18 protein-coding genes are annotated in these 25,111 nt (G+C 62.9%); 12 read left to right on the top strand and 6 right to left on the bottom strand.

The window, feature by feature from the left end:
• Positions 1 to 14: 14 nt before the first annotated feature.
• The 9 genes from C6558_RS22475 to C6558_RS22435 all read left to right on the top strand — a co-directional run bounded on the left by C6558_RS22475 (position 15) and on the right by C6558_RS22435 (position 14,598).
• Positions 15 to 893: a transglutaminase family protein gene (locus C6558_RS22475; RefSeq protein WP_025424844.1), complete on the top strand. Its 879-nt coding sequence runs from the start codon at positions 15 to 17 to the stop codon at positions 891 to 893.
• Positions 894 to 1,069: 176 nt separating this feature from the next.
• Positions 1,070 to 2,323 (top strand): TadE/TadG family type IV pilus assembly protein, encoded by a 1,254-nt coding sequence (locus tag C6558_RS22470; protein WP_081788819.1) that lies wholly within the window; start codon positions 1,070 to 1,072, stop codon positions 2,321 to 2,323.
• Positions 2,324 to 2,547: 224 nt separating this feature from the next.
• The gene (locus C6558_RS22465; protein WP_107027701.1) at positions 2,548 to 5,013 is read left to right on the top strand and encodes a glycogen/starch/alpha-glucan phosphorylase; all 2,466 of its coding nucleotides are present in this window, start codon (positions 2,548 to 2,550) and stop codon (positions 5,011 to 5,013) included.
• A complete protein-coding gene (glgB, locus tag C6558_RS22460; RefSeq protein ID WP_057217968.1) occupies positions 5,010 to 7,220 on the top strand; it encodes a 1,4-alpha-glucan branching protein GlgB in 2,211 nt (736 codons plus the stop codon). The genes C6558_RS22465 and glgB overlap by 4 nt, the downstream gene beginning before the upstream one ends.
• 432 nt (positions 7,221 to 7,652) lie before the next feature.
• Positions 7,653 to 8,915 (top strand): glucose-1-phosphate adenylyltransferase, encoded by a 1,263-nt coding sequence (gene glgC / locus C6558_RS22455; protein ID WP_025424848.1) that lies wholly within the window; start codon positions 7,653 to 7,655, stop codon positions 8,913 to 8,915.
• A gap of 11 nt (positions 8,916 to 8,926) precedes the next feature.
• Complete coding sequence (glgA, locus tag C6558_RS22450; RefSeq protein WP_025424849.1) at positions 8,927 to 10,369, top strand: glycogen synthase GlgA; 1,443 nt, start codon at positions 8,927 to 8,929, stop codon at positions 10,367 to 10,369.
• Between the two features lie 6 nt (positions 10,370 to 10,375).
• Positions 10,376 to 12,004 (top strand): alpha-D-glucose phosphate-specific phosphoglucomutase, encoded by a 1,629-nt coding sequence (locus tag C6558_RS22445; protein WP_057205618.1) that lies wholly within the window; start codon positions 10,376 to 10,378, stop codon positions 12,002 to 12,004.
• A 65-nt stretch (positions 12,005 to 12,069) separates the two neighbouring features.
• Positions 12,070 to 14,034, top strand: a complete 1,965-nt coding sequence (gene glgX, locus C6558_RS22440) for a glycogen debranching protein GlgX (RefSeq protein ID WP_025424851.1) — start codon at positions 12,070 to 12,072, stop codon at positions 14,032 to 14,034.
• Positions 14,035 to 14,109: 75 nt separating this feature from the next.
• Positions 14,110 to 14,598, top strand: coding sequence for a MaoC family dehydratase (locus C6558_RS22435; RefSeq protein WP_025424852.1), 489 nt, complete (start codon positions 14,110 to 14,112; stop codon positions 14,596 to 14,598).
• 46 nt (positions 14,599 to 14,644) lie between these two features.
• Here the strand turns inward: C6558_RS22435 and C6558_RS22430 are convergent, their stop codons facing one another.
• From C6558_RS22430 to C6558_RS22410, 5 genes are all read right to left on the bottom strand, one after another.
• A complete protein-coding gene (locus C6558_RS22430; protein WP_051509185.1) occupies positions 14,645 to 15,796 on the bottom strand; it encodes a zinc-dependent alcohol dehydrogenase family protein in 1,152 nt (383 codons plus the stop codon).
• A 200-nt stretch (positions 15,797 to 15,996) separates the two neighbouring features.
• Entirely contained in the window at positions 15,997 to 16,548 is a 552-nt protein-coding gene (gene soxG / locus C6558_RS22425) for a sarcosine oxidase subunit gamma family protein (RefSeq protein ID WP_025424854.1), read from the bottom strand.
• The gene (locus tag C6558_RS22420; RefSeq protein WP_025424855.1) at positions 16,541 to 19,534 is read right to left on the bottom strand and encodes a sarcosine oxidase subunit alpha; all 2,994 of its coding nucleotides are present in this window, start codon (positions 19,532 to 19,534) and stop codon (positions 16,541 to 16,543) included. Before C6558_RS22420 ends, soxG begins: the two co-directional genes overlap by 8 nt.
• Positions 19,531 to 19,851 carry a sarcosine oxidase subunit delta gene (locus tag C6558_RS22415; protein ID WP_025424856.1) on the bottom strand — a complete coding sequence of 107 codons (321 nt, stop codon included), beginning with the start codon at positions 19,849 to 19,851 and terminating at the stop codon, positions 19,531 to 19,533. Before C6558_RS22415 ends, C6558_RS22420 begins: the two co-directional genes overlap by 4 nt.
• Positions 19,852 to 19,868: 17 nt before the next feature.
• Entirely contained in the window at positions 19,869 to 21,122 is a 1,254-nt protein-coding gene (locus tag C6558_RS22410; protein WP_025424857.1) for a sarcosine oxidase subunit beta family protein, read from the bottom strand.
• 337 nt (positions 21,123 to 21,459) lie between these two features.
• Between C6558_RS22410 and rpsU the strand changes: the two genes are divergently transcribed.
• The 3 genes from rpsU (at position 21,460) to C6558_RS22390 (ending at position 23,555) form a co-directional block, all read left to right on the top strand.
• A complete protein-coding gene (rpsU, locus tag C6558_RS22400; protein ID WP_025424858.1) occupies positions 21,460 to 21,672 on the top strand; it encodes a 30S ribosomal protein S21 in 213 nt (70 codons plus the stop codon).
• 263 nt (positions 21,673 to 21,935) lie between these two features.
• Positions 21,936 to 22,820, top strand: a complete 885-nt coding sequence (locus C6558_RS22395; RefSeq protein WP_038575705.1) for a tetratricopeptide repeat protein — start codon at positions 21,936 to 21,938, stop codon at positions 22,818 to 22,820.
• Between the two features lie 258 nt (positions 22,821 to 23,078).
• Complete coding sequence (locus C6558_RS22390; RefSeq protein WP_025424859.1) at positions 23,079 to 23,555, top strand: DUF992 domain-containing protein; 477 nt, start codon at positions 23,079 to 23,081, stop codon at positions 23,553 to 23,555.
• Positions 23,556 to 23,708: 153 nt separating this feature from the next.
• Here the strand turns inward: C6558_RS22390 and C6558_RS22385 are convergent, their stop codons facing one another.
• Entirely contained in the window at positions 23,709 to 25,109 is a 1,401-nt protein-coding gene (locus tag C6558_RS22385) for an NAD(P)(+) transhydrogenase (Re/Si-specific) subunit beta (RefSeq protein WP_025424860.1), read from the bottom strand.
• Positions 25,110 to 25,111 lie beyond the last annotated feature (2 nt).

Here is a 25,111-nt window from a genome sequence, read left to right as displayed (position 1 = left end):
GGCAGGATACACCCATGCTCTATGATATCAGCCTGAAGATCACCTACGGCTACGAAGTGCCGGTGTCCGGCGGGCGCCACCTCGTGCGCGTCATGCCGGCGACGCTGCCCGGCCGGCAGCGGCTCGTCGTCGGCTCGCTCAGTTGTCACCCGATGCCGGCGGAACGCTCCGAAAGCGTCGATTTCTTCGCCAATCCCTTCACCGCGATCCTGTTTCGCTCCGCCCATGACGACCTCGTGATCCGCATGCAGGCGCGGGTGCAGGTGGAGCCGTTGCCGCTGACGGCCGACTTTTCGGCCGATCTGTCGCGCCTGCCGACGGAGCTCGCCGCCTCGTGGTCCGTCGACCCGGAAGCGCCGCATCATTTCATCGGCCCCAGTCCGCTTCTGACGGAGGTCCCGGAGATTGCGGCCTACGCACAAGCCGTGGTCACTCCCGGGATGACGATCCGCCAGATCGCAACGGCAATCTGCGCCCGCATCCACCGGGACTTCGTCTACGACGCCGAGGCGACGACGGTAAGCACCACACCGGCGGAAGCATTCGAACTCAAACGCGGTGTCTGCCAGGATTTCACCCATGTGATGATCGTGGCGCTCAGGAGCCTCGGCATTCCCGCTGGGTATGTTAGCGGATTCTTGAGAACGATTCCTCCCGCCGGCAAGGAGCGCCTGGAAGGGGCTGACGCCATGCACGCATGGGTTCGTATCTGGTGTGGCACCACCGCTGGTTGGCTTGAACTCGATCCGACCAACAATATCCCTGCTGGAACCGACCATATCGTCGTCGGTCATGGTCGCGACTACGGCGACGTTGCACCCGTCATCGGCGTGCTGAAGAGCTATGGCGGGCAGAAGACCGAACAGGCCGTTGACGTCATTCCGGTCACCTGACCCGATTTGAGACACGACGTTCCCGTTTTCGCACGCCTCCGTGTCGCGTGAACCCGCTGTAACCACTGGTTTTCCTGCATTCCGCTAAAATTGAATCGATCGCCTGAACGATATCGTAAGTCACCCCCGCTAATGTCCCCCTCAAGCTTGCAACGCGTTCCTTGGGGTGTGCAGAGATGGGAAAACGATCCACGATCAACCGGTCCTTCATGGCTATGCTGAAGGACCGCGGCGGCAATTTCGGCATGATGGCGGCTTTGGCAACGCCATTGATACTTGCGGCCGGTGGCGTCGCCATCGACCTGGCGAACATGGTGACGATGAAGAACCAGATGCAAGATGCGGCCGACGCCGCAGCGTTGGCCGCAGCGTCTGCACTGGTGTCGAAAACTCCGCCTACGCCGGAAGAGGCCAAGGAAATCGCATTGAACTTCCTGAAGGCTCAGTCCACGGCCGCAGGCAGTGCCACTGACGGCTGGGGCGAGAATGGCGGAACTGCGGCATCGTTCAAATCCGCCGCCGATCCGGCCGCAGAAGACAAGCCGCCCGTCGATGAGGCAACCGTCGACATCATCGAGGGCAGCAACGGCGCGACGGGCAAGACCTTCAAAGTCTCGATCGTCAACAAGCACACGATCGAATTCAACGCGATGACCCGCCTGCTCGGGCGGAAATGGACCCAGCTCGAAACCCGGGCCACCGCGGACAGCGCAACCGAAACCAAGAACGCGCTGTCGATGTATCTCGTGCTCGATCGCTCCGGCTCGATGGCCTGGAAGACCAACGCGTTGGACACGACGAAAACGTCGTGCGCCAACTACACCGAGGACAACTGGAGCAAGTATCCGAACCTGAAGGCGACCAAGCCCTGCTACGTCACCAAGGTCGATGCGCTCAAGACCGCGGTCAAGGATCTGCTCGCGCAGTTGAAGATTGCCGACCCGAAGGATCTCTATGTCCGCACGGCAGCCGTTTCCTACAATTCGGCGCAGGATACGGCCGGTAATCTCGATTGGGGCACGACGGGAACGGCAACCTATGTCAACGCCCTCGTTGCAACCGGCGGCACAGCATCGGGCAATGCCTTTAAGACCGCATACAACAAGGTCACTGCCGCGACGGAAAATACCGCGCACAAGGCCAAGAACGGTCAGGTACCGACAAAATACATCGTGTTCATGACCGACGGCGACAACAACAACACGAGCGACGACACGACGACACTGACGTGGTGCGATACGGCACGCAAGAACAACATCCAGGTCTATACCGTCGCCTTCATGGCACCGGACCGCGGCAAAGCACTGCTCAAGTCCTGCGCCACCACCACCGCCAACTACTTCCAGGCGGAAGAAGCCGCCGACCTGATCGCGGCCTTCAAGGCGATCGGCGAGAAGGCTTCGGCCATGGCGACCCGCCTGACCAAGTAAACAACAAAAGCGCGCACCACTGTGCCGCCCGGTCCCGCCGGGCGGCATTTTTCGTTCGCGCAATCGTCAAGCCCATGGCTCTTCGTCGCGTATCCCTTCTATTCAGGCAATTCTAATCCTTTTAAAAACAGCTGTTGCAAGCGCTTCGGATCGATGCATAAATTGCCCATCCCCGGTCGGTTCCGGCCTGCGACCTCCCAACGCAAAAGGGTAAGACAGTTCTGATGATGAACAAGATTTCCGCCAACGAACTGCCGCAGCCCGCACTTCGTTCTTCCGAACCCGATCAGCTTGCCGTCGAAATTCTCGAACGCCTGAAGTATCGTATCGGTAAGGATCCGAAGGTCGCCAAGCCGCATGACTGGCTGACCGCGGCTATCCTCGTGGTGCGCGACCGCATCACCGACAAGTGGATGGATTCGACCCGCCAGACCTACGCGACCGGTGCCAAGCGCGTCTATTATCTGTCGCTGGAGTTCCTTATCGGCCGCCTGATGCGCGATGCCATGACCAATATCGGCCTGATGGAGGAGATGCGCGATGCGCTCGCCTCGCTCGGTGTCGATATCGATGTCATCGCCCTGCTCGAGCCCGACGCAGCACTCGGCAATGGTGGTCTCGGCCGTCTTGCAGCCTGTTTCATGGAATCGATGGCGACGGTGGACGTTCCAGCCTATGGCTACGGCATCCGCTACATGCACGGCCTGTTCCGCCAGCAGATGGCCGATGGCTGGCAGGTAGAGCTGCCGGAGACCTGGCTTGCCCATGGCAATCCCTGGGAGTTCGAGCGGCGCGAAAGCTCCTATGAGATCGGCTTCGGCGGCGTTGTCGAAACCGCCAATGTCGACGAGGAGATCCAGCGCTTCGTGTGGAAGCCGGCCGAGCGTGTGATCGCCACCGCTTTCGACACGCCTGCCGTCGGCTGGCGCGCCAAGCGCGTCAATACGCTCAGGCTCTGGACGGCGCAGCCGATCGACCCGATCCTGCTCGATGCCTTCAATGCCGGCGACCACATCGGCGCGCTGCGCGAAAGCAACAAGGCCGAAAGCCTGACCCGCGTGCTCTACCCCGCCGACGCGACGCCCGCCGGCCAGGAGCTTCGCCTGCGCCAGGAATATTTCTTCTCGTCCGCGTCTCTGCAGGACATCCTGCGCCGCCACCTGCAGCAGTATCCCGACTTCACCTCGCTGCCCGATGCCGTCGCGATCCAGCTCAACGATACGCATCCGGCGGTCTCGATTGCCGAACTGATCCGGCTGCTGACGGATCTGCACGGCCTAGATTTCGAACAGGCCTGGGAGATCACCCGCCGGACCATTTCCTACACTAACCACACGCTTTTGCCCGAAGCGCTCGAAAGCTGGCCCGTGCCGCTCTTCGAACGTCTGCTACCGCGCCACATGCAGATCGTCTATGCGATCAACGCCAAGATCCTGATCGAGGCGCGCAAGCAGAAGGGCGCCACCGACCAGGAAATCCGCAACATCTCGCTGATCGACGAAAGCGGCGACCGCCGGGTGCGCATGGGCAACCTTGCGTTTGTCGGCTCCCATTCGATCAACGGCGTGTCGGCGCTGCACACCGAGCTGATGAAGGAAACGGTCTTTGCCGACCTGCACAGGCTCTATCCAGATCGCATCAACAACAAGACCAACGGCATCACCCCCCGCCGCTGGCTGATGCAGTGCAATCCCGGCCTGTTCAGCCTGATCCGCGAGGCGATCGGCGACGAATTCATGGACAATACCGAGGCGCTGCAGGCACTCGATGCCTTCGCCGACAAACCGGATTTCCAGGAGCGTTTTGCCGCGGTCAAGCGCGCCAACAAGGTGAAGCTGGCGCAGCTTGTGCAAAGCCGCCTCGGCCTCAGGCTCGACCCGTCGGCGATGTTCGACATCCAGATCAAGCGCATCCATGAGTACAAGCGCCAGCTCCTCAATATCATCGAGGCGGTGGCGCTCTACGACCAGATCCGCTCGCATCCCGAGCTCGACTGGGTGCCGCGCGTCAAGCTGTTCGCGGGCAAGGCGGCGCCGAGCTACCACAACGCCAAGCTGATCATCAAACTGGCCAACGACGTCGCCCGCGTGGTCAACAACGACCCGGCGGTGCGCGGTCTTCTGAAGATCGTCTTCGTACCGAACTACAACGTCTCGCTGGCCGAGATCATGGTCCCCGCAGCCGACCTGTCCGAGCAGATCTCGACGGCCGGCATGGAGGCCTCCGGCACCGGCAACATGAAGTTTGCGCTGAACGGTGCGCTGACGATCGGCACGCTCGACGGCGCCAATGTCGAAATGCGCGACTGGGTCGGCGAGGAAAACATCAAGATCTTCGGCCTGACGGCCGAGGAAGTCACCAACGCCCGCGCCGAAGGCCACAATCCGCGCGCCATCATCGAAGGGTCGCGCGAGCTGTCGCAGGCGTTGCAGGCGATCGCTTCGGGTGTGTTTTCGCCCGATGACCGCAACCGCTTCACCAGCCTCGTCGATGGCCTCTACAATCACGACTGGTTCATGGTCGCGGCCGACTTCGAAGCCTATGCCCGGGCGCAGCGTGAAATCGACCAGCTGTGGACGACGCCGTCGGCGTGGTATTCGCAGGCCGTACGCAACACCGCGCGCATGGGCTGGTTCTCGTCCGATCGGACCATCCGGCAATATGCCGGGGAAATTTGGAGAGCCGGATGACCCCTTCGGCCGGCAAGGACCCGGAACCCGCAGCCGCAGCCCTGCTGTCAATGCCGGCCATTGCGGCCATTCTTTCGGGCACGCACGACGATCCCTTTGCCGTTCTTGGCGTGCATCCGGCGGGAAAAAACTACGTCGCCCGCTGCTTCATCCCGGATGCCGCTAGCGTCGTTGCGGAAACGCTGGCGGGCAAGGAACTCGGAACCCTCGAGCGGCGCGACGACGCCGGCTTCTTCGAGGGACCGGTCTCGCTGCGCAAGATCCAGCCGGTGCGTTATCGCGCCCGCAACGATGGCGGCGAGTGGATCGTCGTCGATCCCTACAGCTTCGGCCCCGTACTCGGACCGATGGACGACTACTACATCCGCGAGGGCTCGCATCTCCGGCTGTTCGACAAGATGGGCGCCCATCCGACCGACCATGAAGGCGCTCAAGGCTACCATTTCGCCGTCTGGGCCCCGAACGCCAAGCGCGTGTCGGTGGTCGGCCAGTTCAACGGCTGGGACGGGCGGCGCCATGTCATGCGGCTGCGGACCGACACCGGCATCTGGGAAATCTTCATCCCCGGTGTCGAGGCGGGCCTTGCCTACAAATACGAAATCCTTGACCGCCAAGGTACGCTGCTGCCGCTGAAGGCGGATCCCTTCGCACGCCGTTCGGAGCTTCGGCCCAACACCGCCTCGGTGACGACGCCTGAGATCGCACAGGTGTGGGAAGACGAGGCGCACCGCGCCCATTGGGCATCGACTGACGCCCGCCGCCAGCCGATCTCGATCTACGAGGTCCACGCCGGCTCGTGGCAGCGCCGCGACAATGGCGACATGCTGTCCTGGGATGAGCTCGCCGACCGGCTGATCCCCTACTGCGTCGACATGGGTTTCACCCATATCGAATTCCTGCCGATCTCCGAATTCCCCTACGATCCCTCCTGGGGCTACCAGACGACAGGCCTCTATGCGCCGACGGCACGCTTCGGCGAGCCGGAAGGGTTTGCGCGTTTCGTCAACGGCTGCCACAAAGTCGGCCTCGGCGTCATCCTCGACTGGGTGCCCGCGCATTTCCCGACCGACGAGCACGGGCTGCGCTGGTTCGACGGCACCGCGCTCTACGAGCATGAGGATCCGCGCCAGGGTTTCCACCCCGACTGGAATACGGCGATCTACAATTTCGGTCGGCAGGAAGTGCTGTCGTTCCTCGTCAACAACGCGCTCTATTGGGCGGAGAAATTCCACGTCGACGGGCTGCGCGTCGATGCCGTCGCCTCGATGCTTTACCTCGACTATTCGCGCAAACACGGCGAATGGGTGCCGAACGAATACGGCGGCAACGAGAACCTGGAGGCGGTCCGCTTCCTTCAGACGATGAACACCGAAATCTACGGCGTCCACAAAGGCATCCTGACGATCGCCGAGGAATCGACGTCCTGGCCCAAGGTGTCCCATCCGGTCCATGCCGGCGGTCTCGGCTTCGGCTTCAAGTGGAACATGGGCTTCATGCACGACACGCTGCAATACATGTCGCGCGAGCCGATCCACCGTCGCCACCACCACAACGACCTGACGTTCGGGCTGCTCTACGCCTTCAGCGAAAACTTCGTGCTGCCGCTGTCCCATGACGAGGTCGTGCACGGCAAAGGTTCGCTCATTGCCAAGATGACCGGCGACGATTGGCAGAAGTTCGCCAACCTGCGCGCCTACTACGGCTTCATGTGGGGCTACCCCGGCAAGAAGCTCCTGTTCATGGGGCAGGAGTTTGCGCAGTGGCGCGAATGGTCGGAGGAGCGCGCGCTCGACTGGAACCTGCTGGAATATCACCTGCATGAGGGCATGCGCCGACTGGTGCGCGATCTCAACGGCACCTATCGCTCGAAGCCGGCGCTGCATGCGCGCGACTGCGAAGGCGACGGATTCGAATGGCTGCTCGCAGACGACCGGGACAACTCGGTCTTTGCGTGGCTGCGCAAGGCGCCGGGTGAAAAGCTCGTCGCCGTCATCACCAATTTCACGCCCGTCTATCGGGAAAACTACACGATCCCGCTTCCGGTCGCGGGTCGCTGGAAGGAAATATTGAACACCGATGCGGAAATCTATGGGGGGAGTGGCAAGGGCAACGGCGGCGCCGTTCAGGCACAAAAGGATCAGACAGGAGCAATAGCAGCCACCATCACCTTGCCGCCTTTGGCAACGCTGATGCTGGAGCAGGACTAGAGCATCCCGCTTTCAAGTGGAATCACTGAAAGCGGATAAGATGCTCTAGAATCAAAGTGCTAGAGCGTCCTTTGTGCGTTCATCTGAACGCACGGCGCTCTAGAGCATTTCCAGGAAGTGCGAAGCGGTTTTCCGTCAGGAAATGCGCAAAAACAAAGGGATAGAGCGTTTCTTCGACTTGGTTCAAATCGGAAATGCTGCTGCATGTTTCCTTAAATCCTATTCGATTTAAGGATAAAAACATGCAGCAATTCAAAGTGCTACAGCGACCTTTGCGCGTCTAAGTCTAATAAGACGCGCGGCGCTGCAGAGTGTTCCAGCCCGACGGGGTGAACCGGACGGCGGGAGTGCAAGAAGAAATTTCGAGGGCCGCAAGGCGTCGCCAAAGGTCGCCGTGACGATCCCGAAGAACAATGATTTTGGGGAGGACAAATGGTGGAAAAGCGTACGCAACCCTTGGCCCGTGATGCCATGGCCTATGTTCTCGCTGGCGGCCGCGGCAGCCGCCTGAAGGAATTGACCGACCGACGGGCAAAGCCGGCCGTCTATTTCGGCGGCAAGGCCCGCATCATCGACTTCGCACTCTCGAACGCCCTCAACTCCGGCATCCGTCGCATCGGCGTCGCCACGCAGTACAAGGCCCATTCGCTGATCCGCCACCTGCAGCGCGGCTGGAACTTCTTCCGCCCCGAGCGAAACGAAAGTTTCGATATCCTGCCGGCAAGCCAGCGCGTTTCCGAAACGCAGTGGTACGAAGGCACCGCCGACGCGGTCTACCAGAACATCGACATCATCGAGGATCACGGCGTCGAATACATGGTCATCCTGGCGGGCGACCACATCTACAAGATGGACTACGAACTGATGCTGCAGCAGCACGTCGATTCCGGCGCCGACGTCACCATCGGCTGCCTCGAAGTGCCGCGCATGGAAGCGACCGGCTTCGGTGTGATGCATGTCGACGACAAGGATCGCATTATCGCCTTTGTCGAGAAGCCGGCCGATCCGCCGGGCATTCCCGGCAATCCCGAGATGGCGCTCGCCTCGATGGGCATCTACGTGTTCCACACCAAGTTCCTGATGGATCTGTTGCGCCGCGACGCGGCCGATCCGAAGTCGAGCCGCGACTTCGGCAAGGACATCATCCCGTATATCGTCGACAACGGTAAGGCGGTCGCCCACCGCTTCAACCAGTCCTGTGTGCGCTCGGACTTCGAACGCGAAGCCTACTGGCGCGACGTCGGCACGATCGATGCCTATTGGCAGGCCAATATCGACCTGACGCATGTAACGCCCGAACTCGACATCTACGACAGCACCTGGCCGATCTGGACCTTCGCCGAGATCAAGCCGCCGGCAAAGTTCGTGCATGACGACGAGAACCGCCGCGGCTCCGCGACCTCGTCGCTGGTGTCGGGCGACTGCATCATCTCGGGCGCTGCCCTCAATCGCAGCCTGCTTTTCACCGGCGTCAGAGTAAATTCATATTCGCGACTGGAAAATGCCGTCATACTGCCCGATGTGAAGATCGGTCGCCGCGCGCTGCTCAGCAACGTGGTGATCGACAGCCGCGTGGTCATTCCGGAGGGCCTCGTCGTCGGTGAAGACCCGGAACTGGATGCGAAGCGCTTCCGCCGTTCGGAAAACGGCGTTTGCCTGATCACCCAGACAATGATCGACAAACTGGGAATGTAGGTCCGCCGCTGATGAACATCCTCTCCGTTGCGTCCGAAGTGTATCCGCTGGTCAAGACCGGGGGGCTCGCCGATGTCGTCGGCGCCCTGCCGGCCGCACTGTCGCCGCACGGCATCCGCACCCGCACCCTGGTGCCCGGCTATCCCGCGGTGCTGCAGAAACTGAAGAAGAAAAAGAAGGTCGGCAGTTTTGCCAATCTGTTCGGCAGCCCGGCCTCGGTTCTCGCGGCCGATCTTGACGGCCTCGACCTGCTGGTGCTCGATCTGCCTGCCCTCTACGAGCGCGACGGCGGCCCCTATGTCGACGCCACCGGCCGCGATTATGTCGACAACTTTCGCCGCTTCGCCGCCCTGTCGCTGGCTGCGGCCGAAATCGCCGCCGGCGATGTCGTGTCCGGCTGGAAGCCCGATATCGTCCATGTGCACGACTGGCAGACGGCACTGACGCCGGTCTATATGCGCTTTGGCCGCGCCGCCTCGACGCCGACAGTGTTGACGATCCACAACATCGCCTTCCAGGGGCAATTTGGGCCGGAAATCTTCGCCGAGTTGGCACTTCCGCCCGAAGCCTTCTCGACGCAGTTCGTCGAATATTACGGCGATGTCGGCTTCCTCAAAGGTGGCCTGCAGACCGCAAATGCGATCACCACCGTCAGCCCATCCTATGCGCAGGAGATCCTGACTCCGGACTTCGGCATGGGTTTTGAAGGCCTGCTCAAGAGCAGGGTTTCCGACCTCTCCGGCATCGTCAACGGCATCGACGCCGACGTCTGGGATCCGGCCAGCGACCCCTTTATCGCCCAGCATTTCAGCGCGACGACATTGAAGCAGCGCGCCGCCAACCGCCGGGCGCTGGAGGAACGCTTCGGGCTCGAACAGGGTAACGGCCCGATCTTCTGCGTCATCAGCCGGCTGACCTGGCAAAAGGGTATGGACCTTCTCGCCGAAGTCACCGACGAGATCGTCGCGATGGGCGGCAAGCTCATCGTTCTCGGCTCCGGTGACACGGCGCTCGAAGGCGCGCTTCTCGCCGCCGCCTCGCGCCATCGCGGCCATGTCGGCATGGTTACCGGCTATAACGAACCGCTGTCGCACCTGATGCAGGCGGGATCCGACGCAATCCTCATTCCGTCGCGCTTCGAGCCCTGCGGGCTGACCCAACTCTACGGCCTGCGCTACGGTTGCGTGCCGGTGGTTGCCCGTACCGGCGGCCTCGCCGACACCATCATCGACGCGAACGAAGCCGGGTTGTCAGCCAAGGTGGCGACCGGATTCCAGTTCACGCCGGTCACCGCCGACGGGTTGCGTCTTGCGATCCGGCGCGTCTTCCGTGCATACAACGAACCGAAAGTCTGGGCGCGTCTGCAGACCCAGGGCATGAAATCGGACGTTTCCTGGGCCAGAAGTGCCGAGCGTTACGTCTCACTATATTCCGGTCTTCTCGGGAAAGGCTAAGTCAGAATGATAAGAACAGTCACCACCACACCCTATGGCGATCAGAAACCCGGCACGTCGGGCCTGCGCAAGAAGGTTCCGGTGTTCCAGCAGAAGAACTATGCCGAGAACTTCATCCAGTCGATCTTCGACGCGCTCGAAGGCTTTGCCGGTCAGACCCTGGTGATCGGCGGCGACGGCCGCTTCTACAACCGCGAAGTCATTCAGATCGCCATCAAGATGGCGGCCGCCAACGGCTTCGGCCGCGTACTCGTCGGCCGCGGCGGCATTCTGTCGACGCCGGCCGCCTCCAACGTCATCCGCAAATACGAAGCCTTCGGCGGCATCGTGCTCTCCGCCAGCCACAACCCCGGCGGCCCGACCGAAGACTTCGGCATCAAGTACAATATCGGCAATGGCGGTCCGGCACCGGAGAAGGTCACCGACGCGATCTATGCCTGCAGCCAGGTGATCGACACCTACAAGATCTCGGATGTCGCCGACGTCAACCTCGATGCCGAGAGCTCGCAGGAGATCGACGGCATGACTGTGACCGTCATCGACCCGGTGGCCGACTACGCCGCGCTGATGGAAAGCCTGTTCGACTTCGGCGCTATCCGCAAGCTGATCTCGGGCGGCTTCCGCGTCGTCTTCGATGCAATGAGCGCGGTCACCGGGCCTTACGCCAAGGAGATCATCGAGAAGCGTCTGGGCGCGCCGAAGGGCTCGGTCATGAACTTCATTCCGCTGCCGGACTTCGGCGGCCATCACCCGGACCCGAACCTCGTACACGCCCGCGCGCTCTACGAGACAATGATGGCGCCCAACGCCCCCGATTTCGGCGCAGCCTCCGACGGCGACGGCGACCGCAACCTCGTCATCGGCCGCGGCATCTTCATCACCCCGTCCGACAGTCTGGCGATGCTGGCCGCCAACGCCCATCTGGCGCCGGGCTATGCCAAGGGACTTGCCGGTATCGCCCGTTCGATGCCGACAAGCGGCGCCGCCGACCGTGTCGCCGAAAAACTCGGCATCGGCCTCTACGAAACGCCGACCGGCTGGAAGTTCTTCGGCAACCTTCTCGATGAAGGCATGGCAACGATCTGCGGCGAGGAAAGTGCCGGCACCGGCTCCAACCACGTCCGCGAAAAAGACGGCCTCTGGGCGGTCCTCCTGTGGCTCAACATCCTTGCCGTGCGCAAGGAAAGCGCGCTCGACATCGCCCGCAAGCACTGGGCGACCTACGGCCGCAACTACTACTCGCGCCACGACTACGAAGAAGTGGACAGCGATGCCGCCAACGGCCTAGTGGCAGCGCTCCGCGACCAGCTCGCGACCCTGCCCGGGAAATCCTTCGGCGCGCTCAAGGTCGCGACATCAGACGACTTTTCCTATCACGATCCGGTCGACCATTCCGTCAGCAAGAACCAGGGTATCCGCATCCTGTTCGAGGGCGGATCGCGCGTCGTCTTCCGCCTGTCGGGCACCGGCACATCAGGCGCAACGCTGCGTGTCTACATCGAGCGTTTCGAGCCGGATCCGGCCCGCCATGATATCGACACCCAGGAGGCGCTCGCCGACCTGATCCTCGTTGCCGATGAGATCGCCGGCATCAAGACCCGCACCGGCCGCACCGAGCCGAGCGTGATCACCTGACGGAGCGCCCATCAGGGGCGCGCAAGAGACTGATATAGCAAGAAAACCCGAGGGGTGACTGATTAATGCCGACCGATGCATTGTTACCCCTCGGCGCCACGCTTACCCCTGACGGTACACGGTTTGCCGTCTGGTCGCGCAATGCTGCGTGCATCGACCTCTGCCTGTTCGACAAGGCGGGCGCCAAGGCATTGCGTCAGCTGCCGATGTTGCGCGACGGCGATGTGCATAGCCTGATGGTTGCCGATGCGCCGAAGGGAACCCGCTACGGTTTTCGCGCTGATGGGGTCTATTCGCCCGACCACGGCCTCTGGTTCGATCCAGCGAAGCTGCTCGTCGACCCCTACGCCATCGAACTCGACCGGCCTTTCCGGCACGATCCGAGGCTCACCATCTTCGGCGAGGACACCGCCGATCTGGTGCCTAAGGCAATCGTCAGGGACGTCAAGACAGCCAAGCCGAAGCCGCCGATCTTCAGGGCGGGCGGGTTGATCTACGAGATCGCCGTCAAACCCTTCACAGCGCTGCATCAAGGCATTCCCGAGGCGAAACGCGGCACTGTCGCAGCGCTCGCCGAGCCCGTCATCATCGACCATTTGAAGCGGCTCGGCGTTTCCGCCGTCGAACTGATGCCGATCGTCGCCTGGATCGACGAACGTCACCTGCCGCTACTGGGGCTCAGCAATGGCTGGGGCTACAATCCGATCGCGCCGATGGCGCTCGATCCACGGCTGGTGCCGGGCGGGTTGAAGGAACTTCGCCAGACTGTCGAGGCACTGCGCAAGGCCGGCATCGGCGTCATCCTCGATCTGGTCTTCAACCATTCCGGGGAAAGCGATCGGCTCGGCACGACGCTGTCGATGCGAGGGCTCGACAACCTCGCCTATTATCGCCACGTCACCGACAGGCCGGGCGATCTCATCAACGACACCGGCTGCGGCAACACGATCGCCTGCGACCACCCTGTCGTCCAGGCGCTGATCCTCGACAGCCTGCGCCACTTCGTGCTGGCCGCCGGCGTCGATGGCTTCCGTTTCGATCTCGCCTCTGTCCTCGGCCGCGACATGACCGGTTTCCATCGGAACGCTCCCCTGTTTGAGGCAATCCAAGCCGATCCGGTGCTTGCCGACCGCGTGCTGATCGCCGAGCCCTGGGATGTCGGCCCCGGCGGTTACCAGCTCGGCAATTTTCCCGCTCCGTTTCTGGAATGGAACGACCGGGCGCGCGACGACGTCAGGCTCTACTGGCGCGGCGACCGGCACGTGATCGGTGCGCTTGCGACAGCGCTTGCGGGCTCTTCGGATACGTTTTCCCGCTGGGGCGACACCGGCACCCGAACGGTCAACTTCATCGCCGCCCATGACGGTTTTGCGCTTGCCGACATCGTTGCCTATGCCGGCAAGCATAACGAGGCCAACGGCGAAGAGAACCGTGACGGCCACAACGAGAACCATTCCTGGAACAACGGCGCCGAGGGCGCGACAACCGACCCCGAGATCACGGTTGCGCGCCGGCATGACGTGGCGGCGCTTCTCGGCACCCTGTTTGCGTCCCGCGGCACGATCATGCTGACCGCCGGCGACGAAGGCGGACGCAGCCAACGTGGCAACAACAATGCCTATTGCCAGGACAACGCCATCACCTGGATCGACTGGAGCGCGATGGATGAGACGCTGGTCGCCCATACGGCAGCGCTTTCGTCGCTGAGGAAGCGCTTCGGTGTGTTCGGCGAGACGACATTCTTTACCGGCAAGGACGATGTCGAATGGCTGCGCCTCGATGGTCGCCCGATGGCGGTGACCGATTGGGAGCACCCGGCAACGGACAACCTGACGATGGTGCTTGCCACACGCGACGGCAAGAAGACGCGATCGACGCGGCTTGCCGTCGTCGTCAATCGCAGCCACGCGCCGCACCCGATCCATCTGCCCGAAAGCCTCGACGGCCAGTGGCAAGATGCGCTTTCTGCAGAACTCCCACCCACCTTTGTCCCTCCTCGCTCCGTTTCCTTCTTCGTCGAAAATTTCTGAACTATTCCCACCACTTGCTAGAACTCACCCGACCGTCCTATAGATTCGTTGGGGGGCCACTTTCAGGACAGCCATATGCTGAAGGATATTTCACTTTCCGAAATCAGACCGCTGGTCGGCACCGAGATCGGCGTCTCCGACTGGATCACGGTCACGCAGGACACGATCGACAAGTTCGCCGAGGCAACCGGCGATTATCAGTATATCCATGTCGACCCGGTGCGCGCCGCCGCCGAGACGCCGTTCGGCGGCACGATCGCCCACGGCTTCCTGTCGCTGTCGCTGTTGTCGGCGATGAATTACAGCTGCCTGCCCAAAATCCGCGAACAGACGATGGGCATCAACTACGGCTTCGAGAAGGTGCGCTTCATCGCACCGGTGAAGAGCGGCACCCGCGTGCGCGGGCACTTCACCATCGCAGACGCGCGCTTCCGTGGCAGCAGCATGTTGATGATCACCTATGAGGTCACGGTCGAAATCGAGGGTGAACGCAAACCGGCACTGACGGCCACCTGGCAGACGATCATCCAGTTCGATCCGAAGGACCGCCCTGCCGATGCCTAAATCCTGCGATGGCAGCCCAAGCTCACCCTCTACGGCGCGGCTCTGATCAAAACGCAATCACGTGCCGGATGACCTTGCCCTGGTCGAGCAGGTCGAAGGCCTCGTTGATCTCCTCGAGCGGACCGGTGCTCGATAGCAGCCTGTCGACCGGCAGCTTGCCACGCCGATAAAGCCCGATGAAGCGCGGAATATCGCGGCTCGGCACGCAGCTTCCCATGTAGCTGCCGCGAAGCGTGCGTTCTTCGGCGACCAGGCTGACGGCTGGGATGGCAATCTGGCTTGAGGGATGGGCAAGGCCGGCCGACGCGGTCGCTCCGCCGCGGCGGGTGATGCGATAGGCAAGCTCGAACGCCTTGACCGAACCGGCCGCCTCCAGCGCATGATCGACACCGCCTGACGTCGCCTCGCGGATCGCATCCCCCACATCCGGATCGGTGGCGACAAAAGTGTCGGTCGCGCCAAGCGAGCGTGCCAGCGCCAGCTTGTCCTTTGAGAGATCGATCGCGACGACCCGCTCCGCGCCCGACGCGACCGCTCCGAGCACCGCGGCAAGCCCGACGCCACCGAGACCGACGACGGCGGCCGACTGGCCCGCCTGGACGCGGCAGGTATTGACGATCGCACCGACGCCGGTCAGCACCGCGCAGCCGAAGAGTGCCGCCTCGACCAGCGGCAGGTCCGCCTCGATCTTCACTGCCGAATGGCGCGAGACGACCGCATAGTCGGCAAAGCCGGAAACGCCGAGGTGATGATGGACTGGAACAGCGTCGCAACGAATCCGGCGCTCGCCGGAAAGCAGCGTTCCCCTGCCATTCGCCTCGGCACCTGGAATGCAGAGCGCCGGACGCCCTTCCGCACAAGGCTGGCAGTCGCCGCAGCTCGGCATGAAGCTCATCACCACCCGATCGCCGGGCTTGAGATCGCGCACTGCGCTGCCGACGGCCTCCACCGTGCCTGCCGCCTCATGCCCGAGCGCCATCGGCACGGGCCGTGGCCTGTCGCCGTTGATCACCGAAAGATCGGAGTGGCAGAGACCGGCAGCGCCGATGCGAACCAGCAGTTCGTCGGGTCCCGGTGTGTCGAGGTCGACGGTCTCGATCGAGAGCGGTCGCGACCTGGCATAGGGCCGCTCGACCGGTGCGTGCCTGAGCACTGCTGCCCTGCTGCCCGTGTCTTCAAGATGTCCTCCCGCTTGCAAACGGGGGCAGCTTAGCCGCCGGAGAAGGCCGGCGGCAAGGTCGGATTGCGGACCCGGCCACAGGGCGTTGCGCATCCCGAAGATCGCGCAGCAATTTGCCGGCCCGAGAGCGTTTCCAGCTTAACGCCTGAAAACGCTATATTTCTTTGTTGTACGCATTTCCTGACGAAAGAGCGCTTCGCAGTTTTCCTGGAAAAGCTTTAGTGGCCAGCGTCCGCCGCTCCTTCGGACAGCATGCCGAAGACATAGGGGGAAAACGACCGCCAGCATTCGACGCGGAACGTGTCCTCGGCGAGGCGCAGCAATACGATCTCGACCTTTCCGAGGATGGTGCGCGAGCAGGCGCCTACCGGGAAGATCGGCAGCGACAGGTCCTGCGGGCAGCCGCTGTTGATCGCGACTTCGGCGCCCGGACCGCTGACGATGACGGCGACGTTGCGATGGGAGACATCGACCGCCGAGTGCAGCGTGCCGCTCGATGCGGCCGCGGCCATCAGGTCACCTTCGCTCTCGTCGATCACCAGCCACTCGTCCGGCCCGAGCCAGAGCGCATGGCGTTTGCCGCTCAAAGCCGAGGTCTTCGGCCGTGCCGGCAAGGTCACGCCGAGTGCCGCCGAAAGACCGGAGAGCGCATCGGCACCGGCGCGCAGCGACAGGCGCGAAGCGGCGGGTGCCGGCGTCAGGACCACCTCGGCGAAACCGCCGCGGGCAGTAAGAGCAGCCTTGCGGGTTGCAGTTGCCAGATCAGCCATGGAGGCGACCCCCTTCCTTGTCAAAGAACACCATGTCGCTCACCTCGACGGCGATCGTCCTGTCGGCCATCGGCACGTACAGCGTCTGACCGAGGCGTGCGCGGCCACCAGCAACGACGGCGAGCGCGATCGAACGGCCGCAATTTTCCGACCAGTAGGACGACGTCACATGGCCAAGCATCGTCATCGGCTTCGGCTGGTTCGGATCGGCGACGATCTGTGCGCCCTCCTCCAGCACCACCTTCGGATCCTTGGTCAGGAGCCCGACCAGCTGCTTACGACCATCCTTGACGAGGTCAGGGCGCTTGAGACCGCGGATGCCGACAAAATCGGCCTTCTTCTTCGAGACTGCCCAGGACAGGGCAGCATCGTCGGGCGTCAGCGTCCCGTCGGTATCCTGGCCGACGATGATGTAGCCTTTCTCGGCGCGCAGCACGTGCATGGTCTCGGTGCCGTAGGCGCAGGCGCCCATGGGTTCGGCCCGCTCCCAGATCGCTTCCCAGACCGCCTGGCCATAATCGGCCGGCACGTTGACTTCGAAGCCGAGCTCGCCGGTAAACGACATGCGGAACAGCCGGGTCGGCACGCCGCAGATCTTGCCCTCGGTCACGCTCATATGCGGGAAAGCCTCGTTGGAAAGATCGATGCCTTCGACGAGCGGAGCGATGATCTCGCGCGCCTTCGGACCCTGCACGGCGATAACGGCCCATTGTTCCGTCGTCGACGTCAGCCAGACCTTCAAGTGCGGGAACTCCGTCTGCAGGTAGTCTTCCATATGGTGCATCACCCGCGGCGCACCGCCGGTGGTGGTCGTCACGTGGAAGCGGTCCTCGGCAAGCCTGCCGACCACGCCGTCGTCATAAACGAAGCCGTCGTCGCGCAGCATGATGCCGTAGCGGCAGCGGCCGGGCTTCAGCGTGTCCCAGGCGTTGGTGTACATCAGGTTGAGGAACTGGGCCGCATCCGGGCCGACCACCTCGATCTTGCCGAGCGTCGAGGCGTCGAACAGGCCGGCGACCTCGCGTACTGTCTTGCATTCGCGCGCGACCGCCTCATGCATGCTCTCGCCCGCCTTCGGGTAGAACCAGGCACGTTTCCAGTTGCCGACATCCTCGAACTCGGCGCCATGCGCCTCTTCCCAGGCATGAACAGGCGTCTTGCGGGCAGGATCGAACAGGCTTCCACGCGAATGGTTGACGATCGTGCCGAAGGTTACCGGCGTGTAGGGCTGGCGGAAGGTCGTCAGACCCACCTGCGGAATGTCCTTGCCAAGCGCTTCGGCGGCAATGGCAAGGCCATGCATGTTGGACAGCTTGCCCTGGTCTGACGCCATGCCGTTGGTGGTGAAGCGCTTGATATGCTCGATCGAATGCATGCCTTCGCGCACCGCAAGCCGGATATCCTTGGCGCAGACATCATGCTGGAAGTCGATGAAGGCCTTGACGGTGGTGTCGGGTCCGGCCCCTTCGGCAGCGCCGATCATGCCGCCGGTCCAGCTGAAGGCATTGTCGCCGTGGAGCGTCACCTGGGCGCCACCTTCGGCGCCTGCCGCGCGTGCGGTCAGTTCGCCGGCTGCCAACGCCTCGTCGATCGTTGCCTGCAGGTCGTCGGTGCCGTTGCAGGCGCCGATCGACAGGCAATCCTGCAGATAGGTGCCCGGCAGGAAGCGCTGCGTTGCCGCATCGAACTTCACCTTGCCGCGTGACTGCGAGAACAGGTGCACCGACGGCGTCCAGCCGGATGAAACCAGCAGCGCATCGACCGCGATCTTGCGCGCCGACCCGCCGCCATTGCGGGCAACGCTGATCGAGGAGACGCGCAGCTTGCCGCCGGCATTGACGACGAAGTGGCCGGTCAGCACCTCGATACCGAGGCGACGGGCTTCCGCAAGCACCGCTTCGCCGGGATTGTCGCGGCAGTCGACGATGGCAGGAACGGCAACGCCGGCGCGCTTGAGATCGAAGGCCGCCTCATAGGCGGAATCATGCGCGGTGTAGACGCCGACCTTGGAGCCGACGGCAACGCCGTAATGGTTGAGATAGGTACGTCCGGCCGAAGCGAGCATGATGCCCGGGCGGTCGTTGTTGGCAAACACCATGTGGCGTTCGATCGAGCCGTTGGCGAGGATCACCTTCTTCGCCCGCACCTGCCAGAGGCGCTCGCGCGGCAATGCCTTGTCGAGCACGGACAGATGGTCCGTCACCCTTTCGACGAGGCCGACGAAATTGTGGTTGTAGTAGCCAAAGCCGGTGGTGCGCGTGAGCACCGTGACGTTGTCCATCGCGGCAAGCGCCCTGGCTGTCGCCTGCGCCCAGTCCCAGCCGTCCTTGCCGTCGATCGTCGTGCCGCCTTCATAGCGCAGCGCGCCACCGACTTCCGGCTGCTCGTCGCAGACGATCACCTTGGCACCGGCCTTGGCTGCTGCAAGCGCTGCGGAGAGGCCGGCAGCACCGGCGCCGATCACCAGCACGTCGCAATGGGCATAGCGACTGGCATAATGGTCCGGGTCGGCTTCCGTCGGCGCGACGCCGAGACCGGCCGCACGGCGGATGAAGGGTTCGTAGATCGCGTGCCAGGCAGCCTTCGGCCACATGAAGGTCTTATAGTAGAAGCCGGCGGCAAAGAACGGCGACAGCAGGTCGTTGAACCCGCCGACGTCGAAGGCGAGCGACGGCCAGCGGTTCTGCGATTCCACCTTCATGCCATCGAAGACTTCCTGCACCGTCGCGCGCACGTTCGGCTGGCGGCGGGCCGCATCGCGCGAAATATCGAGCAGCGCGTTCGGCTCCTCGGCTCCGGCGGAAAGAATGCCGCGCGGACGGTGATACTTGAACGAGCGGCCGACGAGATGGATGCCGTTGGCAAGCAATGCCGAGGCGACGGTATCGCCTTCGAGCGCCGTCAGCGTGCGTCCGTCGAAGGTGAAGCGGGCGGTACGCGCCGGCGTCAGACGGCCGGCACCTGCAATACGGTTGGTGCCGCTCATCGTGCCGCTCCCTTGTCCTGCTCGCTGTTCAGAATGGCGGCAACATCGGGCTTTGGTTCGCCCGCCTTGTAGGTGGTGTAGAACCGGTCGCTGACCGTATCGCGCGCGGCATTGAAGAAGCGGCCGCAGCCGTGGATATGGCGCCAGCGTTCGAAGATCAGGCCCTTGGGGTTCTGCCGGAGGAAGAAGAATTCCTCGAACTCCTCGTCGCTGATCTCGGCAATGTTGGCAGGGCGGACGATGTGGGCGTCACCGGCATTGCGGAATTCGAGCTCGGAGCGCTCTTCTTCGCAATAGGGGCAATAGATCAAAAGCATCTCGAAATCCTTGGCAATCAGTGCGCAACGGCGGCAGCTGCCGCCTCGTCGATCAGTCGGCCGGTGCGGAAACGGTCGAGCGTCAGCCCGGCAGCCAGCCGATGCGGCTCGCCCCTCGCAATGAGGTGCGCAAAGAGGTTGGCCGAACCCGGCGTCGCCTTGAAGCCACCCGTACCCCAGCCGGCATTGAGGAACAGGCCCGGAACCGGGGTGACACCCTGGATCGGCGAACGGTCCTGTGTCACGTCGACGATGCCGCCCCACTGCCGCATCATCTTGACGCGGCGGAACATCGGGAAGAGTTCACAGATCGCATCCAGCGTATGGGTGATGATCTGCAGGCCGCCCGTCTGGGAGTAGGAATTGTACTGGTCGGTGCCGGCGCCGATGACGAGCTCGCCCTTGTCGGACTGCGAGATATAGGCATGCACCGAGTTCGACATGACGACGCAGGGGAACATCGGCTTCAGCGGCTCGGAGACCAGCGCCTGCAGCGGCTGGCTCTGCAGCGGCACGCGCACGTCGGCCATTTCCATCAGCACCGACGAGTGGCCGGCGGCAGAAACGCCGATCTTCTTGGCGCCGATGAAACCGCGACTGGTGTCGACGCCGGTCACCCGGCCGTTCTCGTCACGGCGGATGCCGGTCACTTCGCAATTCTGGATGATGTGCACGCCACGGTCGGACGCGCCGCGGGCATAGCCCCAGGCAACCGCGTCATGCCGAGCCGTACCGCCGCGACGCTGCAGCGCTGCGCCGTTGATCGGGTAGCGGGCGTTCTTGGCGATATCGAGCGGCGGGCAGTAGGCCTTGGCCTGTTCCGGCGTCAGCCACTCATTGTCGATGCCATAGAGGCGGTTGGCGTTGATATGGCGCTTGAACGACTGCTGGTCGTGGATGTTGTGCGAGAGCATCATGACGCCGCGCGGCGAATACATGACGTTGTAGTTGAGGTCCTGCGACAGGTTTTCCCAGAGCTTCAGCGAATGCTCGTAGATGTCCATGCTCTCTTCATAGAGATAGTTGGACCGGATGATCGTCGTGTTGCGGCCGGTGTTGCCGCCGCCGATCCAACCCTTTTCGAGCACCGCGACATTGGTGATGCCATGCTCCTTGGCAAGATAGTAGGCAGCGCCCAGCCCATGGCCACCACCGCCAATGATGATCACATCATAGTCCTTGCGGGGCTCGGGCGAGGCCCATTGCGGACCCCATCCCTTGTGGCCGCGCAAAGCCTCGCGCGCCACGGCAAAAACTGAATATTTGCGCATCCGCCTGTTACTCCATGAACCCCGGTGATCATTCTCGTTGGCGTTAGAAATCGCAAATCCGACGCCTGCGCAACGTTTCTTTTGCGACGCAAACGGGCGGACTTGCGCGGAGTTGCGACATCGCTGCATCACACCATCTGCGGCGCGATGATACACATAGCGTGGCGTCATTGCGGATTTTTCAGCACAGCCTCATGTCCTCGCTGGACTTTCCGCTGACGATCTGGTATCCGCACCTTCAATCGTCGAGCTTTCGGCTCAGCGAACGTAGCTTTTTTTGCCTCCGACACCTGACGTGAGGCAACAACTCGAAACAACCAAAGGAACGGGATTTCACGTGCAGGTACTTGTCCGCGATAACAATGTTGACCAGGCGCTCCGCGCTCTCAAGAAGAAGATGCAGCGCGAAGGCATTTTCCGCGAAATGAAGATGCGTGATTTCTACGAAAAGCCGTCCCAGAAGCGCGCCCGCGAAAAGGCTGAAGCCGTTCGCCGCGTTCGCAAGCTGGCGCGCAAGCGTGCACAGCGCGAAGGCCTCGTGGCCCGTTAATTTGTCGATTTTTCGACACTTTTCGATCTAAGTCGTGGCGGGGGCGAAATATCGCCGCCGCCTTTCTTTTGGTATGGACATCTTTTCCGTCGTCGGGCTAGCGTGACAATGCAGCCGGCAACGGTAGCCGGTCGCGGCGCTTGACGCCGGACGGTTTGCCGCAGGCCCTGGTAGCCTCGGCTGTGGGGCCCCGCGAAATTCGCCGGCCTCCTTGAACGGGAAGCCGTTGGCTTTCGGACCTAGTCGCATTGAGGGATCGACCTTTGACACTTGCTGCCATGACTGCGGACGTCGCCGGTTTCACCACCCAAGAGGCGCGCCGCCGCCACCAGCGCAAGCCGAAGCTTGCGGCCCTGTTCCTCCTCGGATCGGCTCTGCTTCTGTCGGCATGCCAGACCGAAGGGCCGGAATCGATGGCCAAGGTCGAGCGCGAACAGGGCTCCCAGGGAAATATCGCATCGCTGTCGAGCGTGATCGCCTCCAACCCGAGCGACCCCGAGGGCTATAACGTCCGCGGCTCCGCCTATGGCCGTGCAGGCGAATACCGACGCGCCCTGGCCGATTTCGATCAGGCGATCCAGCTCAACCCGCGCTTCTACCAGGCATATGCCAACCGCGCGCTCGTTCACCGCAACATGGGCAACACCCAGGCCGCACTTGCCGACTACAACATGGCGCTGCAGCTGAACCCCAACTACGACGTCGCCTATATCGGCCGCGGCAATCTCTATCGCCAGGCCGGCCAGCTCGATTCCGCCTTCAACGATTTCAACAAGGCGATCCAGCTCGACACCACCGACCCGCGCGCCTACCACAATCGCGGCCTGATCTACCAGGCCCGCAACCAGCACGGCCAGGCGATCGAAGACTTCTCGACGGCGATCTCGCTGTCGCCGAGCTCGCCGGAGCCCTATAACGGCCGCGGCATCTCCTACGTCGCCCAGGGCGATGACGACAATGCCTTCTCCGACTTCAACACCGCGATCACGCTCGACGGCAAGGTTGCCGAATCCTGGGCAAACCAGGCGCTGGTCTACGAGCGCAAGGGCGACAAGGCCAAGGCAGCGAAGTCCTACTCGCACGCACTGCAGCTCGACCCGAAATACGAGCCGGCGCGCGCAGGTCTCGCCCGCGTGAAAGCCGCTTAGCCTCTTAGGAGAGAAAAGCACTTCTCCCGTTTCAACGCCCGCGACCGGTTCGCGGCCGTTTTCGTTTTTTCGTCACGTCGTTGCGCCGCGCGTCCGGCATGACGCGTAAAGGACGCCGTAACGCCCTGAACCTGCTGCGTAATTTTGTCCATAAATCGATGTCGATTTAAGGAATTAGCCATTTGCTCCTCCAATGACGAACGGAACCTTCCCGGCCACCATCCGTTTGCCCAGGAACGAAAAACGGAGACTGAGCCAATGATCAAGAAAACCTTCATCGCGACACTGGCCCTGGCAGCCCTTTGCGCCGGCCCGTCCGCAGCGCAGAATTATGTCGCGCTCGGCCGCCTTGTCTGCGGCTCCGACGGCGGCACGGGGCAGATTCTGACCTCGACAAAGAACCTGCTGTGCACCTTCAGGCCCGCCAACGGCGCGCCGGCCGCAAGCTATGCCGGCACCATTCGCAAGATCGGCATCGACATCGGCAAGACCGGCAAGAGCACGATGGTCTGGGATGTCCTGGCCAAGACAGGTACTCCGATCACCAAATACGCGCTTGCCGGTGAATATTACGGCATCGGCGCCGACGCGAGCCTTGCCGTTGGCGGCGGCGCCAAGGTGATCGGCGGCGGTACCAACAAGGCCTTCATGCTGCAGCCAGTTAACGTGCAGGTCCAGGAAGGACTGAACATCGCGATCGGCGTCGACGAACTGACGCTCGCCCCGGCTAGCTGATAAGGCGAGATGACGAAAAGTCGGCAAGACGACCTTCGCCGGCAGTTCGACGCATCAAACGAAAACGCCCGCCATGTGGCGGGCGTTTTCTTTTCCAACATTTGACCCAACGGATAGACGCCTTTGTGTCGCTCACCCGAATGGCAAGGAACCTCAGTGGTTCATGGCCTTGACGATGTCTTCCGTCACCTTCTTGGCGTCGCCGAGCAGCATCATGGTGCCGTCCTTGTAGAACAGCGTGTTGTCGATGCCGGCGTAACCGGAGCCGAGCGAGCGCTTGACGAACAGGCAGGTCTTGGCCTTGTCGACGTCGAGGATCGGCATGCCGTAGATCGGCGACGACGGGTCGTCGCGGGCTGCCGGGTTGGTCACGTCGTTGGCGCCGATGACATAGGCGACATCCGCCTGGGCGAATTCCGAGTTGATGTCTTCGAGCTCGAACACCTCGTCATAGGGCACGTTTGCTTCCGCGAGCAGCACGTTCATATGACCGGGCATGCGGCCGGCAACCGGATGGATGGCGTATTTCACGTCGACGCCCGCCGCCTTCAGCTGATCACCGAGTTCACGCAGCGCATGCTGCGCCTGGGCGACGGCCATGCCGTAGCCCGGGACGATGATCACCTTGGAGGCATTGGCCATCAGGAATGCCGCGTCGTCGGCCGCGCCCTGCTTGACGGTGCGCTGGACGCCATCGTCAACAGCGGCTGCCGCCGCCTCGCCGCCGAAGCCGCCGAGGATGACCGAGATGAACGAGCGGTTCATTCCCTTGCACATGATATAGGACAGGATCGCACCCGACGAGCCGACGAGCGCGCCGGTGATGATCAGCGCCAGGTTGCCGAGCGTGAAGCCGATGCCGGCCGCGGCCCAACCCGAATAGGAGTTGAGCATCGAGACGACCACCGGCATGTCGGCGCCGCCGATCGGGATGATGATCAGCACGCCGAGCGCCAGCGACAGGGCGACGATCAGCCAGAACACGGTCGTGCTCTGGGTGAAGACCAGCATGATCACCAGGACGACGAGCGCGATCGCCAGGCCAGCGTTGACGAAGTGACGGCCGGTCAACAGGATCGGCTTGCCGGACATGCGTCCGTCGAGCTTGAGGAAGGCGATGACCGAACCGGTAAAGGTGACCGCGCCGATGGCGACACCGAGCGACATTTCGACCAGCGCCTGGGCGTGGATGTCACCGAGCGTGCCGATGCCGAAGCTCTCGGGCGCATACATCGCCGCGGCCGCGACCATCACCGCCGCCAGACCGACGAGCGAATGGAAGGCGGCGACAAGCTGCGGCATCGACGTCATGGCGATGCGGCGGGCGATGACCGCGCCGGCACCGCCGCCGATGGCAAGGCCGAGCACGATCAAGAGGAAGCCGCCGAAGGTGGGCTTGGCCAGCAGCAGCGTGGTGACGATGGCAATGCCCATGCCGACCATGCCGTAGGTGTTGCCCTTGCGGCTGGTGGCCGGGTGCGACAGGCCGCGGAGCGCCGTGATGAAGAGCACGCCCGAGACGAGATAGAGGAAGGCTGCGAAGTTAGCGTTCATCG

It is taken from the genome of Ensifer sp. NM-2, from assembly GCF_003024455.1.
Taxonomy (GTDB): Bacteria; Pseudomonadota; Alphaproteobacteria; order Rhizobiales; family Rhizobiaceae; genus Ensifer; species Ensifer canadensis.
Note: the sequence above shows the minus strand (reverse complement) of the source record. Positions and strands in the feature narration are given on the sequence as shown.